Here is a 14,376-nt window from a genome sequence, read left to right as displayed (position 1 = left end):
CCGGGCACATTTTTACCCCGTTTCGTCCGATTTGGCTGAGGATTACCTGTGGCCTCCGCCTCGTTCCGCGTGGGCGCCGGCCACTACCGCGACATCCGCTACCGGGAGTGACATGCGATCCACACACCGTCGGAACGACACCAGGCGAGCGGCCCTGACCTCGGCCGTCACGGCCGTCGCACTGGGCTTGGGCGTCCTCGCCGCGGGCTCCGCGACGGCCGCCGGGGACCGGCCCGGCGGCGCCCCGGCGCCCCGGGCCGCAGCCGCTCCGGCCGCTCCGGCCGCTCCGGCCGAGCAGCAGATGTCCACGTTCACGGTCGGGTTCCCCTCCGCTCCCTACCGCACCCACAACATCGCGCGCGCCGTGGAGCTGATCAACGGCTCCGTGGTCCGCCCCGGCGCGACCTGGAGCTTCAACAAGACGGTCGGAGAGCGCACGCCGGAGAACGGCTTCGTCGACGGCATCATGATCAACGACGGTCGGTACGTGAAGGCTCCCGGCGGCGGCATCTCCGCGGTCGCGACGACGATGTACAACGCCATGTTCTTCGCCGGCCTCAAGCCCGTGGAACACGGCGCCCACTCCTTCTACATCGAGCGCTACCCCGAGGGCCGCGAGGCCACGGTCGCCTGGGGCACCCTCGACCTCCGGTGGAAGAACGACTCGGGCCACCCCGTCCGCATCCGGGCCGCCTCCTCCGACACGTCGGTGACCATCACCCTCCTCGGCACGAGGAAGTACGACGCGATACGCGCCATCAAGAGCGCCCGGACCCACGTCACCCCGCCTGCAAAGCGCACGGCCACCGGTGACACCTGCGAGGAGCAGACCCCGCTGGAGGGGTTCGACGTCTCCGTCGACCGGATCTTCGTCAAGGGTGGCCGGGAGATGGGACGTGAGACGTTCCGCACCCACTACACCCCGCGCGACGAGGTCACGTGCCTCCCGGACCCCTCGCCGACCCCGACGCCGTCCGCCTCGGCCTCCCCGCCGGCGTCCCCGTCCGCCTCGGCCACGCCCGCCGCGCAGGCCGCCCCGGCGGCCGGCGCGTCCGTCTCGCCCGCGCCGAGCCACAGCTGACCGGCCGGGCGGGCCGCACCGTCCCGCGACCGCTCGCCTCCCGGTAAGGTGACCACGCGAATCGCGTACCGACGGGGGACAACAAGACAATGAGCGAGCCCGCAACCGGCCCGGTGTTCCAGCAACTTGGCCCCGAAGACCCCGCCACGGTCGCCGGTTACCGCCTCGCGGCCCGGCTCGGGGCCGGGGGCATGGGCAAGGTGTACTTGTCGCACACACCCGGCGGGCGGCCCGTGGCGATCAAGGTCATCCGACCCGAGTTCGCCGAGGACCCGGAGTTCCGCAGGCGCTTCCGGCAGGAGGTCCACTCCGCCCAGCGCGTCCAGGGCCTCTACACCGCCCCCGTCATCGACAGCGACACCGACGGTCCGACGCCCTGGTTGGCCACCGCTTATGTGCCGGGCCCCACCCTCGCCGCGGCCGTCGCCGAGAACGGGGCCCTGCCCCCGCGCACCGTGCTCATGCTGATCGCGGGCATCGCGGAGGCCCTCCAGGTGATCCACGGCGCGGGCATCGTGCACCGGGACCTGAAACCCTCGAACGTACTGCTCGCTTCCGACGGGCCCCGGGTCATCGACTTCGGCATCGCGCGGGCCGCCGACACCACCTCCCTCACCGCGAGCGGCGTCTCCGTCGGCACTCCGTCGTTCATGTCCCCCGAACAGGCCTCCGGCCGGGACGTCGGCACGGCGACCGACATCTTCGCGCTCGGGTTGATCGCCGCCTTCGCGGCACTCGGCACCTCCGTCTACGGCGACGGGCCCTCGCACGCGGTCCTCTACCGCATCGTCCACGAGGAGCCGGAACTCGCCGGGTTGTCCGAAGAGTTGCGGCCGCTCGTCACGCGCTGCCTCGCCAAGGACCCGGCGCAGCGGGCCTCGTTGACGGAGATCCTCGGGCTGTGCCGCAGCGCCGCTGACCAGACCCAGCTGCGCCGCCCGGAGGACTGGCTGCCGCAGAACGTCGCGGCGGGGCTGGCGCAGCGGCCCGCGGTCCCCGCGCCGGTCGCGGAGGCCGCCGCCGGCACGCACCCGGTGACCGCTCCCGCCCATCCGGTCGCGCCGCCCGCCTACCAGCCGACGGTCGCCGCCCACCCGGCCGCGCCGCCCACGCAGCCCGCGTACCGGCCCGCTCCGAGTCCGGGCCCGGTGACGGGTCCGGCGACGGGCCCGATGACCGCGGCACCCGCCGGTCCCTACGCAGGGCCGTACGGCGGCCCCTACGGGTACCCGCAGCCCCATCCGCAGCCGCAGCCGCACCCACAGCCGACCGCGTCCTCCGCCGGTCGCCGCGCGGGCATCATCGTCGCCTCCATCTTCGGGGCGCTGCTCCTGCTGGCCGGCTGTGGGGCCGTCGTCAACATGCTGGGCGACGGCGGCAAGGGAGACACGGCCCGCGGGAGCGGCGGCAGCGCAGCGACCCCCGGCCCGTCACGGTCCGGCGGGACGCAGCAGCCTCGGACCGACCCCAAACCGGCGGTGTACAAGGGCTTCCAGTTCCCCGCCGGCTACCACCTGGAGTTCGGGGACGACCCCTTGCAGCCCCGGGACTCGAACTACGACGACCTCTACTTCTCGTGCGGATCGTCGTCGAGAGACTGCGCCCTCGGCGCCTACGGGTCCAAGCTGGTCGTCCTCGACAGCAGCGAGAAGGGATCGTTGGCCACGTGCCGGGCCGCGACCCGCTACACCGGCCGCGTCGACGTCGCGTCGCTGTCGAAGGGCACCGAACTCTGCGTGCGCACCAAGGCCGGCAACATCGCCCTCGTCGTGTACGGGGGCGCTTCCGCCCCGTCCGACCCCAGCCAGTACATCACCGTCGACGTCACCGTGTGGCGGGGGGCCATCCGCGAGGAGTGACCTGCGGGCGACGGATGGCGGAAGGGGGCGACACGCCCGCCGGGCTCAAGTCCCGGCGGGTCGGAAGGCCGTGGCCCGGACCGTGTTGCCGCACAGGGCGAACCCGTTGGCGTCGGAGGAACCCAGCTGCTCCTTGATCCCCGCGAAGCCGACCACGAGCGATGGGGCGACGATCGGGTGCGCGCCGGAGGCGCAGTATCCGTCCGCCTCCCCGAGCACCGGAGTGAACGTCAGACGGCTCAAGGCCCGTCCGCCGACGGCGAGTCGAACCGTCCGCTCACTGCCCTGCCGTTGGACGGTCAGGGGCCTGTTCTTGTCCGGGGAGCCCTGGCCGGCGAGGGCGACGGTGGGGTAGCCCTTGAGTACGCAGGGTTTCGGGCCCTTGTTGGTCACGGTGACCGTGACCTGGGTGGAACCCGCAGCGCTCGCGGAGAGCTGACTGCCCTTGCAGGCGGGCGCCGGGGCCGCCGCTGCCGACTGGGCGCCGGTCAGCGCCGCACCGGACAGGACGGCGCCCAGCACGAGCGAGCAGCAGGCGGTGACGGTCGCGCTCCTTCGTCCTGCACATTTCATGGCCGTTCTCCCATGGTGTGTCCGGAACGTCCCCTTTCCCCCATCTTCCAGCGTGGCACGTTCCCACGCCGCCCGCTCCCCGGCGGGGCAGGTCAGCGCGTGGCCCGGCCGTACAGCACCAGGGCGCGGGACAGGGCGGTGAGGGCCACGGTGCACAGGAGCGTGCGCAGGATGTTGGTGGTGACCCAGGTGGACTTGAACTTGTCCACGATCGCGAAGTCGGTCATCTTCGCCGCGTTGCCCGCGTCCGCGAGTTCGTTGTTCAGCGGGATGTTCACGGTGAAGGTGATCATGAGGACGATGAAATAGAGGACGGCGGCCACCGTGACCCACACGGCCACGTTGCGGCGGCCCTTGCGGTATTCGAGGATCGACGACACGACCGGGAGGATCAGCGCGACCATGAAGGCCATGCCGAAGAGGGGATTGCCGTCGATGGCCGCGTTGAAGTTCTGCATCGCGGTGACGTAGGTCCGCTCGTCCGCCTTGGCGAGGCCCGGCATCACCGAGACGTCGAAGGCGAAGAAGAGACCGGCCATCAGACCGAGCAGCACGGTCGAGACGAGGAGCAGGACCGTCGCGCCCTTGCCGCGTTCCGCCGCGGACGAGACCGGCGCCGACTGCGGGGGCAGGGGCTGGTGCCGGTGTGGGGGCTGCTGGGCTTGCTGGGCGTACGGGTTGGGGACGCCGGGTTGGGGCGGGTAGGCCTGGGGGTTACCGGCCGGATGTGTGGTCATTGGCTGCGTCCTCTTCTGTGTGCTTGGGTTGCTGCTCGCATCGGCACGGACATCGCATCGTGGCATCCCCCGGGGCCCTCGGCCATCGGGTTCCGACCGTCTCTCGAGCGTTCCTTGAGGGTCGGTGACGCATGCTGGTCGGTCGGCGCCGCGCCGTCCGGGCCGGCGGACCGGCGGGCCGCGAGGAGGCACTCCTCCAGGAAGGCCAGTACGCGCAGGTGGTAGGCCGTCGCGGTGTGGCCGAGGCTGAGGTTGTGGCCCGAGTCGGGCATGTGCTCGACGACCACCGACGGGGACGCCGTGAGACGGTCGGTCATCGCCTTCAGGGTGTCGGGGTCGAGCCGCCACCACCCCTCGTGTTCCGCGAAGGTCAGGCGGACCGGGACGCGGACGCCGGGGGCCAGGGCCTCGTACTGCCGGGGCCACCAGGGGGTGTCCGCCGATTCGCGGGGCGGGACGGGCGAGAGCAGGGCGCGGCCGGCCTGGAAGGTGCCCGGCGGATAGAGGTTCAGGGGGCCCCAGTTGAGCCGGATGGCACCGGCGCCGAGGGTCGAGGGGAAGTGCAGGGCGTCGGGGTGGTACGCGTAACCCACGCCGGAGGCGTCCAGGCCGAGCAGGGGGACGGTCGGGGCGAGGGCCGCCGCGTGCAGGGCGACCTTGCCGCCGTCGGAGTGGCCGAGGAGGAAGACGCCCGCGCCGAGTTGCCGGCCGCGGGCGTACTGCGCCAGGGCCCGGAGCAGTGTCCTCGCCTGGTCGGGCAGGGACTGGCCCTCGGGCAGCGAGGCCGCGGAGGCGCCGTAGCCGGGACGGTCCACGGCGAGGACGGCGTGGCCGAGGGCGGTGGCCGGCCGGACGAAGGAATCCCAGTACCGGGCGCGCATGCCGCGGCCGTGGATCGCCAGGATCGTGGAACGGGGAGCTCCGCCCTCGGGCAGGGCGAGCAGTCCGGAGACGGCGATGCCCGCCGCGTCGATCGTGCAGGGGCGGGGGGCGCCGGCCGTGTACACGGGTGTGTTCAACGGACCGCCAGTCCTCTGCGTGCGCCGCTCACGGCGTCCAGCCACCGCGTCGGCGATTCGGTGCGGAGCAGGGAGGTGCCGACCAGGAGGCCGCCGAAGCCCGCGTCCAGCAGACGGGCGGCCGTCTCGGGGCCGTCTATGCCGCTCGCGCTGACCGGGCAGGGGGTGCCGGTGGCGCGGACGGCCGGCAGGAGCTCGACGCTGCGGCCCAGGTCTCCCGTATCGCGCTCGCGCGTCGTGATGTCCTTGTTGTTCACGGCGATCACGCACTCCGAGGCGTGCGGTACCACCTCCAGTTCGGCTTCCGTGGTGATCTCGACGAATGGGGTGAGACCGGTCCTCAAGGCTTGGGCCACCAGCTTCGCCAGGCTCGACGCCGGAAGCAGGGCGGCCGTCAGGAGCACCGCGGAAGCGCCCATGTCCCGTGCGGTGCTTATCTGTTCCGTCCGGGTGATGAAGTCCTTTTGGAGCAGCGGCAGTTCGGTGAGCGCGGCCACTTCGCGCAGCAGTGTGTTCGAACCTCCGAACCAGCGGCCCGTCACCACGGAGACGCAGGGCGCGCCCGCGCTCTCGTAGGCGCCGACGACCTCGGCGGTGGTGCGGCCGCCGAGCAGGTCGTGGCCGTGGGCATCGCGCCGTTTCACCTCCGTCACGACAGGTGTGGGGGACGCCAGGAGGGCGCGCAGGAAGGGGAATTCGGTCCGGTCGTGCGTGGTCATCGCGACGGCTCCAGGTCGGCGGGCGGACGGCGCGGGGCGGGGCCGGCGGAGGGTGCTCCGCCCCAGGCGCGGGTGAGGGCGGTGATCTCGGGGACGCCGAAGCCGCCGGTCAGTGGGGAGCGGGCCGCGGTGTCGACGTCGATCCCGTGGAAACCAGGGGCGGCCACGATGTCCTCGTATCGGGGCCGGTTCGCCGGCTCCAGGCCTCCGGCCAGCAGGAACGGGCGGGTCATACGGGGCAGGAGCGCGAGTACGTCGGCCGGGTCGAGGGCGTGTCCGGTGCTGCCGACCCGGCCGTCGCCGGTGGCGACGTCGATGAGGAAGAGGTCGGCGCCGGCGCGCTCGTAGGCACCGATGAGGGGACGCTCGACGCATCCCCCGCCGCCCGGCGCCACGTGCAGGACCTTGACGACCCGGACGTCAGGCGGGAGGGCCTCGCGCAGGGCCCGTACGGCGGCGGGTGACTGGTACGCGTGGAGCTGGATCCAGCCGACCCCCGTGCGGCGGGCGAGCTCCGTCAGTGCGCGTGCGTCGGAGAGGAAGGTGACCAGGACCGGCAGCAGGCCCGCCGAACGGGCCGCCGATGTGAGGTCGTTGAGTGTTCCGGGGTCCAGTTCCCGGGGGCCGCCGGGGACGCCGTGCCAGAGCCCGACGCAGTCCGCCCCGGCGGTGGCCGCGGCTTCGATGTCAGCCCGGTCCGTGGCCCCGCAGACCTTGAACAGCGGACGGGGCGGGGGGCCGCTCATCGGCCGGACCCGAGGCCGAGCATCGAGGCGATGCGGTTGTACTGGATCTCGTTGGTTCCGGAGTAGACCGTGCCGCCCACGGCGTTGCGCACGTCCTGCTCCAGCCCGTACTCCGACATGTAGCCGTGGCCGCCGAAGATCTGTACCGCCGCGAGGCTCGTGGCGAGGTTGCTCTGGCTGGTGACGAGCTTGGCGATCGCGAGGTCCACGGTGACGTCCTCGCCGGCCTCCAGTTTCTCGCCCGTGTCGTAGAGCCATTTGCGGGCGCTCTCCAGGTGGATCTTCATGTCCACGATCTTGTTGGCGATCGACTGGTACGAGCCGATCGCGCGGCCGAAGGACTGTCGCGTCTTGGCGTAGGCGACGCACCGGTCGAGGCGGTGGCGCATCTCGCCCGCGTTGACGACGAAGGAGAAGAGGATCTCCCGCTTCATCACGTGGTCCAGGACCATGAGGCCGCCGCCGACGCGGCCGAGCACCGCGCTCCTGGGAACGCGTACGTCGTCCAGGTACAGCTCGCACAAGGGCGAGGTGCGCAGTCCCATCTTCTTGCTCGGCTTGCCCGTGGTGAGGCCCGGGGTGTCCCGGTCCACGAGGAACGCGGTGGTGCCGAGGGGGCCGCCGCGCGGGTGCGTGCGGGCGTAGACCACGATCACGTCCGCGATCGGGCCGTTGCTGACGAACGCCTTGGCGCCGTTCAGCACGAACGTGTCGCCGTCGCGCACCGCCCGGGTGGTCATCGCCATCGCGTCGGAGCCGCCCTCGGCCTCGGTGATGGCGTGGGCGCCGATCGCCTCGCCCGAGGCGATCAGCGGCAGGTAGCGCCGCTTCTGGTCGTCGGTGCCGAAGTGTTGTACCGGGATTCCGGTCGAGCAGATCGACGTGGTGGCCGAGAAGCTCAAGCCGGAATCCCGGTTGTACTCGCCGAGCCCCTCCAGCGCGTACATGGTGGTGAGCAGTGACTGTCCGAGGCCGCCGTACTCCTCCTCGAAGGGCAGCGACAGGATTCCGGTCTCCCGGACGAGTTTCCACTTGTCGTGCGGGAAGCGGCCCTGCTCGTCGAGTGCGATGTGGTCGGCGCCGAGCGCCTCTCCCCACCGCTCCAGGCCCTCGCGCAGATCGGTCTGATCGGTGTTCCAGCGGATCACGGCGGACCCCTCTCTGAGTCGGTGGACGGCTCGGACGTCGTGGTGGCGGGTGCCTCAGTAGGCGGAGGAGTTGTGCGCGTCGAGTTGGTGGACCTCGTCGCCGCGCAGGGCCGGCGAGAAGACGCAGACCAGGCGCAGGTCCTCGTGGGGGCCGGCGACGAGATAGTGGGCGTCGTGCCGGTCGAGTGCGTACATCCGGCCCGGGACTATCTCGTGCGTGGTGCCGTCCAGCTCGATGACCTCGCCGGAGCCGGCGATGCAGTAGCACGCCTCCAGGTGATTGACGTATTCCAGGCGGGACTTGGTGCCGGCCAGTACGACGGTGTCGGTGAGCGTGTAGCCGAGGCCGTCGTCGGCGAGGAGGAAGCGGCGGCTCAGGCCGTTGCCCCACTCGACGGTCTTCACGGACTCGATGTCGCGGACGATCATGGCTGTCTCCTGATCTGTGAATGGTGTGCGGAGGAACCGGATGAGGGGTGGGGCTCTGCGGCTCCGGCGGTGGCCCGGACCGGGGCCGCGGCCGGAGAGCAGGGTCTGTGGGCGGCCCTACGCGGGTCGGACCGAGCGGACGAACTCCCGGAACGCCTCGGGCAGGTCCCGTCCGCTCTGCTGTGCCCGCTCCACGGCGGCCACGGCGGCCGAGCCGATGATGGCGGCGTCCGCGCCGCCGGCCCCGACGGCCTCGACGTCCCGGCGGGTGCTGACCCCGAACCCGACGGCGATCGGGGCCGCGGTGTGCCCCCGCAGGTCGGCCACCGTCCGCGCGAGCGCGCCGTGGCCGGCGGCGGGCGCGGTACCACTGCGCCCGTAGTGGGCGACGAGGTAGAGGTACGCGGTGGCGTCGGCGGCGGCTCGGGCGCGGGTCGCGTCCGGGCTGGAGGCGTAGCAGGTGGTGACGACCGGGAGTGCGGCCGCCGCGGCCGATTCCAGGTGGGTCGCGCGGAGCCTGGGCGGCAGTGCGTGGATGAGCAGGGCGTCCGCCCCCGACGCGGCGATGTCACGGGTGGCGGCCTTCAGGTCACGGTGCCCCAGGGAGTACCTCCAGTCGGTGAGCAGGGCGATCCGCGTGTGCCTCAGGTGGGGGCGTACGTCGGCGACGAAGGCGAGGACGTCGTCCAACGCGGCCCCGCCCCGCTCCAGTGCCCGGCGGGCGGAGCGCCGGATGACGGGGCCGTCGGTGACCGAGTCCGGGAAGGGCACGGCCAGTTCGAGACAGTCCACGCCCTCCTCGTCCAGCATCAGGACGAGGTCGCGCAGGACGGGTAGCGGGGGGTCTCCCGCGTTCAGGAACAGGGCGAGTCCCGGAGCGCTGCCCGGAGCGCGCCGGCCGGGGAAGAAGGGCGCCGCGGTGGGCGTCGGGGCGTCAGACACGGGCCACCGCCGGTCGCGGGCGTGCGGCCGCGAGGCGCCGCGCCAGGTCGGCGGCGGCGCCGGAGCCGATCGCCTCGTCGGCGAGGGCCACCGCCGAGGGCCAGTCGCCGCCGGGGCCCGCCGCCACGATCAGGGCGGCCGCGCCGAGGGCGACCGTATGGCGGGCCACCGGGCCGGCGGCGCCGTCGAGTACGGACAGGAAGTGCGGGACGGCCCCGGCCGGGTCGGTGACGGGGCGCAGGTCCGCGAAGGAGCCCTCCCCCGGGGTGAGTTCGCCGGGTCGGATGACGCGGGTGGCGCGTTGGTCCCCGTGGACGGTGTTGACGGCGAAGGGGAGCAGCTCGTCGGCGCCGGTGTCGTTGGCGGTGAGCCAGATCCGTCGCGTGGTGGTCGTGGCCGCGAGTTCGCGCAGGGTGGTGAGGGGGGCGGCCGCGCTGACGCCGGTGACCTGGGCCGTCACGGGCAGGTCGGCGAGGAACGGCCCGAGCGCGTTCAGGAAACCGCCGAAGGGCTTCATGCCGAGCGGCGCCACGGTCCGTGCCAGTCGGGTCAGTTGCGCCGGGTAGACGAAGGGACCCGCGAAGGCGATCCCGTAGGTGGCGAGCACGTCCTCCGTCTGGGCGTAGGAGGAGGTCGGCCGGACCCCGAGCCGCTCCAGCAGGTCGACGGAGCCGAGGGCGCTGGTGTAGGCGCGGGAGCCGGTCTTGACCACCTTCACCCCGGCCGCCGCGGCGACGAACGCGGCGGCGGTGGAGACGTTGAAGGTAGGGGGACCGCCACCGGTGCCGACCACGTTCACCGTGCCCTGCCAGGGGTCACCGCCCGCCGTGGCCGGCGGCCGGCGCTCCGCGAGGGAGTCGAGCAGGTGCCGCAGGGTGTCGTGGTCGGGGAGCCGGCTGGTCAGTGAGGACAGCAGGCCGACGGCCTGGGCCCGGTCGAGACCGCCCGCGCCCAGCTCGTCCCACCAGGACCGCCAGGTCTCGCGGCCGATCGGGGCCTTGCGTTCGAGGAGGCCGACGAGTGCCTCGTGCACGGTTCCTCCTTCCTTGCGCGTGAGGGGTGCCGTTGGTGGCGGTGCGCGGGTCAGGCCGCGGCGCGGGCGTGGGTGATGAAGTGGTCGATGGCCTCGACGCTGCGGAAGTTCTCGGGGTCGAGGTCGGCGTCCCCGACGGCGAGTTCGAAGCGGTCCTCGACCCAGGCGATGAGCTTGAGGACGCCCAGGCTGTCGATGACCCCGTCGTTGAGCAGGTCGTGGTCGACGGCGAGTTCGGCGGGGGCGGTGCCGGGGAGGAATTCGCTGATGAGGAAGTTCTTGATGGTGTCGACGTTGCTCATGATCTGGTTCCTTCGGCAAGAGGCGTGGTGGTGAGGGCGGTGATCGGGGTGATCGGGGTGATCCGGTCCAGCGCCTTGCGGTCGACCTTTCCGGTGGCCGTCTTGGGCAGCGGCTCGTCGGTGAGCGTGAGCTGGGTGGGTACGGCGCCCCTGGGGAGGTTGCGGGCGCAGTGCCCGCGCAGTTCCAGGACGGTCAGCGTGGAGCCGGGGGCCCGTCGGGCGGCGGCGACGAGTTTCCTGCCCGCGATGGGGTCGGGGCGGGCCTCGACGGCCGCCTCCAGGACGCCGGGGTGCTCTTGGAGCACCCGTTCGACCTCGGCGGTGTTGACGGCGACGCCGCGCACCTTGACCTGGAAGTCGGTGCGCCCGGTCAGGTGGAGGGTGCCGTGGGCGTCGCGACGTACGAGGTCGCCGCTGCGGAACCAGCGGCGCCCGTCCAGGCCCAGCGGGTGACCGGTGAACTTGTCGGCGTGCCGGGAGCGGTCGAGGTAGCCCCGCGTCTGGAAGGGCGTGTGGACGTACAGTTCCCCGGTGCCCGGTCCTTCGACGACGGTGTTCGTGTCCGGGTCGACGAGGAGGGCGTGTACACCGGGCAGCGGGCGGCCGATCGGCGCCGGGGGCGGCGCGGCCGGGTCTACCTCGTGGACGAAGCTGTCGTTGGTCTCCGTGCAGCCGTAGACGTTGTACACGCGTGCCCGGGGGAAGAGGGCGGGCAGGGCGGTGTAGGTGCGGTCGGGCAGGGCGTCGCCGGTGAACATCACGTGGTCGACGCCGGGAAAGGTGGCACCCTGCTTGGCGGCCGCGTCCTGGAACAGGCCGAGGGCCATCGGGACGGCCTGGACCACCCGTACGTCGTGGCGGACGATCAGGTCGAGCAGGTGCCCGCCGTGGGTGGCCCGGGCGGGGTCCACGAGGACGACCCGGCCGCCGCGGGCGAGTGTGGTCCACACGTCCAGCAGGCACAGGTCGAAGTTGAGGGGCGCGTAGTTGAGGACGGTCCGGCCGGGGCCGATGCCGAAGGCGGGGCCGGCCCAGGCGCCGAAGCGGTCCAGCGCCTCCCGGTCGAGCGGCACGATCTTGGGCAGGCTGGTGGAGCCGGAGGTGGTGAGCATCAGCGCCACCTCCGCCGCCTCCTCGGGGGGCAGGGGTCTGGCCTCGGTGCGCGGGTCGGGTGCGACGCGGGCCGGCTGCCCGTCCGGGGCGAGTACGTGGGCGCAGCCGGCCTGGGCGAAGAGGTCCGCGAGCAGGCTGTCGGCGAGCGCCGGGGAGGGCAGCAGTACGGGCCTGCGGCTCAGCAGGCAGGCCAGTACGAGGGCCACCGCCGCGGGGGACTTGTCGGCGAGGACGCCGACCGGCTCCCCCGGCACCAGGCGCAGCCCGGCCAGCCGCTCCTGTTCGCGTCGGGCGCGTTCGTACAACTCGCGGTAGCCGGTCGCCTCGCCGTTGAAGATCAGGGCGGTGGCGTCGGGTCGCTCGCGCACCTGCGTGAGGAAGCCCTCGACCAGCCCCGGGGCGGTGCCGGTGTCGGTGCCGATGTGGGTGTCGGTGCCGGTGTGGACTTCGGCGCCGGTGTGGACGTCGGCGCGCCCGGCGTGGGTGAGGACGTCCGTGTGTAGGGCATCGGTGTCGGTGGGTCCGGTGTCAGGCATCGGGGCTCCCTTCGGCGAACTCGATCCAGCCGCCCTTGACGGCGACGCCCGCCGGCGTCTTGCAGGTGAAGCGGACGACGTGGGCACGCGCGTCGGGCTGGAGGACGACATCGAGGGGGACGCCGGGGGCCACGGGCGCCGAGAATCGGCAGCCGAGGCCTCGGACCCGCGCCGGCTCACCGTCGGCGAAGCGGTCGACGGCTTCCTCGACGGCGAGCGCGACGACGCTCATGCCGTGGGCGATGACGGTCTCGAAGCCGGCTTCGCGGGCCGCCCCGGCGTCCAGGTGGATGGGGTTGAGGTCGCCTGACGCGTGGGCGTACGCGGCGATCCACTCCGCGGTCGGCTCATGGGTCGCGGTCTGCGGCTCGCCCGCGCCGCGCGAGGTGGGCACGGCGGCCCCGCCCGTGATCTCGCCGAAGGGTTCGAGGGCGGCGGCGCCGACCAGCAGCGCGGAGACGACCAGTTCCGCGAAGGGCTCGGGGCCGTCCTGCCCGTACAGGCGGGCACGCAGCGCGACGCGGGCGCCGCGCGGCTCCTTGCGTACGCCGAGCACGTCGAGCCGTACGGTGACCTGTTCGCCGGGGCGGACCGGCCGCAGCGTACGGATGTCCTGGCCGAGGTGGACGACCCGGACCGGGCCCGCTTCGCCGGCCGTCAGGGCGGCGACGGTCTGCTCCGCGAGGGTGTGGGCGAGCACGAAGGCGTGGACGGGCGAGGCCTGGCCGGGGCGCGCCGCCGCGAGGCCCCGCCGGACGACGCCGCGGTACGCGGTGATCTCGGCCTCGCCGACCGTCAGGGTGCCAACGGGCGCGGGCGGGGTCACGGACAGGGGTGTGGTGGTCATACCGGCATCACCACGACCGAGGAGTTGTGGCCGCCGAACCCGAAGGAGTTGCTGAGGGCGGGTCCCGACCGCACCGCGCGCGGTGCGCCGTGGACCACATCGATGTTCATGCCCGGCTCCAGCTCCTCGTGGTTGGCGGTGGGCGGCACCTCGCAGCGCCGCATGGCTTGTACGGTGGCGATCAGTTCGACGGCCCCGGCGGCGCCGATGAGGTGGCCGATGACGGATTTGGGGGCGGTGACCGGCGGTTGGGCGGTTCCGAACACCTTGGTGAGGGCGGCGGCCTCGGAGCGGTCGTTGTGGGGCGTGGAGGTGCCGTGCGCGTTGACGTGCACGATGTCCCCGGGGTCGAGGTCCGCGTCGGCGATCGCCGAGGCCATGGCCGCCGCGGCGCCCGCCCCGTCGGGTAGCGGCATCGCGAGGTGGTGGGCGTCGGCGGTCGCCGCGTACCCGGCGACGATCGCGTACGTCTTCGCGCCGCGCGCCTCGGCGTCGTCGAGCCGCTCCATCACGACGAAGCCGGCGCCCTCCCCCATCACGAACCCGTCGCGGTCCTTGTCGAAGGGGCGACAAGCCAACTCGGGCCGGTCGTTGCGCAGCGAGACGGCGTTGAGGTTGCCGAAGCCGGCGAGGGTGACCGGGGTGAGGGTGTGTTCGCAGCCGCCGGCGATCACGAGGTCGGCGCGGCCGGTCTGGAGCAGCAGCAAGGCGTGGCCGACGGCGTCGGCGCCGCTGGCGCAGGTGGTGGCCAGGGTGAGGGCGGGGCCCGTCCAGCCGAGCCGCATGGCGATCTGCGCGGCGGCGGCGTTGGGCATCGTCATCAGCGGCATCAGCGGGTTGACCCCGGCGGGGCCGCTCGCCTCGTAGTGCGCGGACTCCAGGTCGCTGGTGGCGCGTCCGCCGACGGCGTTGCCGACGACGATGGCGGTCCGACCGGCCTCGGCGGTGGGCGCTCCGGCGTCGCGGTGGGCGGCGAGCGCCGCGAGGGTGCCGTAGTGGGCGAAGGGGTCCATCCGACGGGCGTCCTTCGCCGGGACCAGGTCCGCGAGGTCGTCGAGGCCCCGGACGCGGCAGCCGATCCGTACGCGGTGCCGGCCGAGGTCGAGGTGCGTCAGCTCGGTCGCGGTCGAACGGCCCGCCCGCAGCGTGGCCCACAGGTCGTCCGGGGCGCATCCGCCGGGGGTGACCACGCCCATGCCGGTGATGGCGACCTGCGGTCGTGCCGAACTGCCCTTGGACGTTCCGGGCATCTGTGCTCCCCCTGGAGTGTGGTGGGTGGTCGAGGTGGCGCG

Annotated in this window: 14 protein-coding genes and 1 pseudogene; 2 read left to right on the top strand and 13 right to left on the bottom strand. The window is 73.0% G+C overall.

The genetic code is table 11. The annotated features are described in order from the left end of the window. Positions 1 to 295 precede the first annotated feature (295 nt). Together ACV7NM_RS29305 and ACV7NM_RS29300 are read left to right on the top strand one after the other, a co-directional pair. A pseudogene (locus ACV7NM_RS29305) lies at positions 296 to 1,081 on the top strand (VanW family protein); the annotation flags it as partial. A gap of 89 nt (positions 1,082 to 1,170) precedes the next feature. Further along, complete coding sequence (locus ACV7NM_RS29300; protein ID WP_463413111.1) at positions 1,171 to 2,940, top strand: serine/threonine-protein kinase; 1,770 nt, start codon at positions 1,171 to 1,173, stop codon at positions 2,938 to 2,940. A gap of 45 nt (positions 2,941 to 2,985) precedes the next feature. Here ACV7NM_RS29300 and ACV7NM_RS29295 read toward each other — a convergent pair whose 3' ends face one another. The 13 genes from ACV7NM_RS29295 to ACV7NM_RS29235 all read right to left on the bottom strand — a co-directional run bounded on the left by ACV7NM_RS29295 (position 2,986) and on the right by ACV7NM_RS29235 (position 14,334). Continuing rightward, positions 2,986 to 3,513, bottom strand: coding sequence for a DUF4232 domain-containing protein (locus tag ACV7NM_RS29295; RefSeq protein WP_463413110.1), 528 nt, complete (start codon positions 3,511 to 3,513; stop codon positions 2,986 to 2,988). A gap of 92 nt (positions 3,514 to 3,605) precedes the next feature. After that, the gene (locus ACV7NM_RS29290) at positions 3,606 to 4,250 is read right to left on the bottom strand and encodes an anthrone oxygenase family protein (RefSeq protein ID WP_463413109.1); all 645 of its coding nucleotides are present in this window, start codon (positions 4,248 to 4,250) and stop codon (positions 3,606 to 3,608) included. Then, a complete protein-coding gene (locus tag ACV7NM_RS29285; RefSeq protein WP_463413108.1) occupies positions 4,247 to 5,269 on the bottom strand; it encodes an alpha/beta hydrolase in 1,023 nt (340 codons plus the stop codon). Before ACV7NM_RS29285 ends, ACV7NM_RS29290 begins: the two co-directional genes overlap by 4 nt. Further along, positions 5,266 to 5,988, bottom strand: coding sequence for a beta/alpha barrel domain-containing protein (locus ACV7NM_RS29280; RefSeq protein ID WP_463413107.1), 723 nt, complete (start codon positions 5,986 to 5,988; stop codon positions 5,266 to 5,268). The genes ACV7NM_RS29285 and ACV7NM_RS29280 overlap by 4 nt, the downstream gene beginning before the upstream one ends. Beyond that, positions 5,985 to 6,734: a phosphoribosylanthranilate isomerase gene (locus ACV7NM_RS29275; protein ID WP_463413106.1), complete on the bottom strand. Its 750-nt coding sequence runs from the start codon at positions 6,732 to 6,734 to the stop codon at positions 5,985 to 5,987. Before ACV7NM_RS29275 ends, ACV7NM_RS29280 begins: the two co-directional genes overlap by 4 nt. After that, positions 6,731 to 7,882, bottom strand: coding sequence for an acyl-CoA dehydrogenase family protein (locus ACV7NM_RS29270; RefSeq protein WP_463413105.1), 1,152 nt, complete (start codon positions 7,880 to 7,882; stop codon positions 6,731 to 6,733). Before ACV7NM_RS29270 ends, ACV7NM_RS29275 begins: the two co-directional genes overlap by 4 nt. Before the next feature lie 54 nt (positions 7,883 to 7,936). Further along, positions 7,937 to 8,311 carry an ectoine synthase gene (locus ACV7NM_RS29265; RefSeq protein WP_463413104.1) on the bottom strand — a complete coding sequence of 125 codons (375 nt, stop codon included), beginning with the start codon at positions 8,309 to 8,311 and terminating at the stop codon, positions 7,937 to 7,939. 117 nt (positions 8,312 to 8,428) lie between these two features. Beyond that, positions 8,429 to 9,253, bottom strand: coding sequence for a tryptophan synthase subunit alpha (gene trpA, locus ACV7NM_RS29260; protein WP_463413103.1), 825 nt, complete (start codon positions 9,251 to 9,253; stop codon positions 8,429 to 8,431). Beyond that, complete coding sequence (locus tag ACV7NM_RS29255) at positions 9,246 to 10,286, bottom strand: hypothetical protein (protein WP_463413102.1); 1,041 nt, start codon at positions 10,284 to 10,286, stop codon at positions 9,246 to 9,248. The genes trpA and ACV7NM_RS29255 overlap by 8 nt, the downstream gene beginning before the upstream one ends. A 50-nt stretch (positions 10,287 to 10,336) precedes the next feature. Beyond that, a complete protein-coding gene (locus ACV7NM_RS29250; RefSeq protein ID WP_463413101.1) occupies positions 10,337 to 10,588 on the bottom strand; it encodes a phosphopantetheine-binding protein in 252 nt (83 codons plus the stop codon). Continuing rightward, positions 10,585 to 12,237, bottom strand: coding sequence for an AMP-binding protein (locus ACV7NM_RS29245; RefSeq protein WP_463413100.1), 1,653 nt, complete (start codon positions 12,235 to 12,237; stop codon positions 10,585 to 10,587). Before ACV7NM_RS29245 ends, ACV7NM_RS29250 begins: the two co-directional genes overlap by 4 nt. Next, a complete protein-coding gene (locus ACV7NM_RS29240; RefSeq protein WP_463413099.1) occupies positions 12,230 to 13,084 on the bottom strand; it encodes a MaoC/PaaZ C-terminal domain-containing protein in 855 nt (284 codons plus the stop codon). The genes ACV7NM_RS29245 and ACV7NM_RS29240 overlap by 8 nt, the downstream gene beginning before the upstream one ends. After that, a complete protein-coding gene (locus tag ACV7NM_RS29235; RefSeq protein ID WP_463413098.1) occupies positions 13,081 to 14,334 on the bottom strand; it encodes a beta-ketoacyl-[acyl-carrier-protein] synthase family protein in 1,254 nt (417 codons plus the stop codon). The genes ACV7NM_RS29240 and ACV7NM_RS29235 overlap by 4 nt, the downstream gene beginning before the upstream one ends. Positions 14,335 to 14,376 lie beyond the last annotated feature (42 nt).

Source organism: Streptomyces sp. Tek67B01, assembly GCF_055231995.1.
This window is presented reverse-complemented; position numbering and strand designations above follow the sequence as displayed.

Coding starts and splice junctions, on each gene's coding strand:
- ACV7NM_RS29300 (WP_463413111.1), top strand. CDS start 1,171: ATGAGCGAGCCCGCAACCGGCCCGGTGTTCCAGCAACTTGGCCCCGAA.
- ACV7NM_RS29295 (WP_463413110.1), bottom strand. CDS start 3,513: ATGAAATGTGCAGGACGAAGGAGCGCGACCGTCACCGCCTGCTGCTCG.
- ACV7NM_RS29290 (WP_463413109.1), bottom strand. CDS start 4,250: ATGACCACACATCCGGCCGGTAACCCCCAGGCCTACCCGCCCCAACCC.
- ACV7NM_RS29280 (WP_463413107.1), bottom strand. CDS start 5,988: ATGACCACGCACGACCGGACCGAATTCCCCTTCCTGCGCGCCCTCCTG.
- ACV7NM_RS29275 (WP_463413106.1), bottom strand. CDS start 6,734: ATGAGCGGCCCCCCGCCCCGTCCGCTGTTCAAGGTCTGCGGGGCCACG.
- ACV7NM_RS29265 (WP_463413104.1), bottom strand. CDS start 8,311: ATGATCGTCCGCGACATCGAGTCCGTGAAGACCGTCGAGTGGGGCAAC.
- ACV7NM_RS29250 (WP_463413101.1), bottom strand. CDS start 10,588: ATGAGCAACGTCGACACCATCAAGAACTTCCTCATCAGCGAATTCCTC.
- ACV7NM_RS29245 (WP_463413100.1), bottom strand. CDS start 12,237: ATGCCTGACACCGGACCCACCGACACCGATGCCCTACACACGGACGTC.
- ACV7NM_RS29240 (WP_463413099.1), bottom strand. CDS start 13,084: ATGACCACCACACCCCTGTCCGTGACCCCGCCCGCGCCCGTTGGCACC.
- ACV7NM_RS29235 (WP_463413098.1), bottom strand. CDS start 14,334: ATGCCCGGAACGTCCAAGGGCAGTTCGGCACGACCGCAGGTCGCCATC.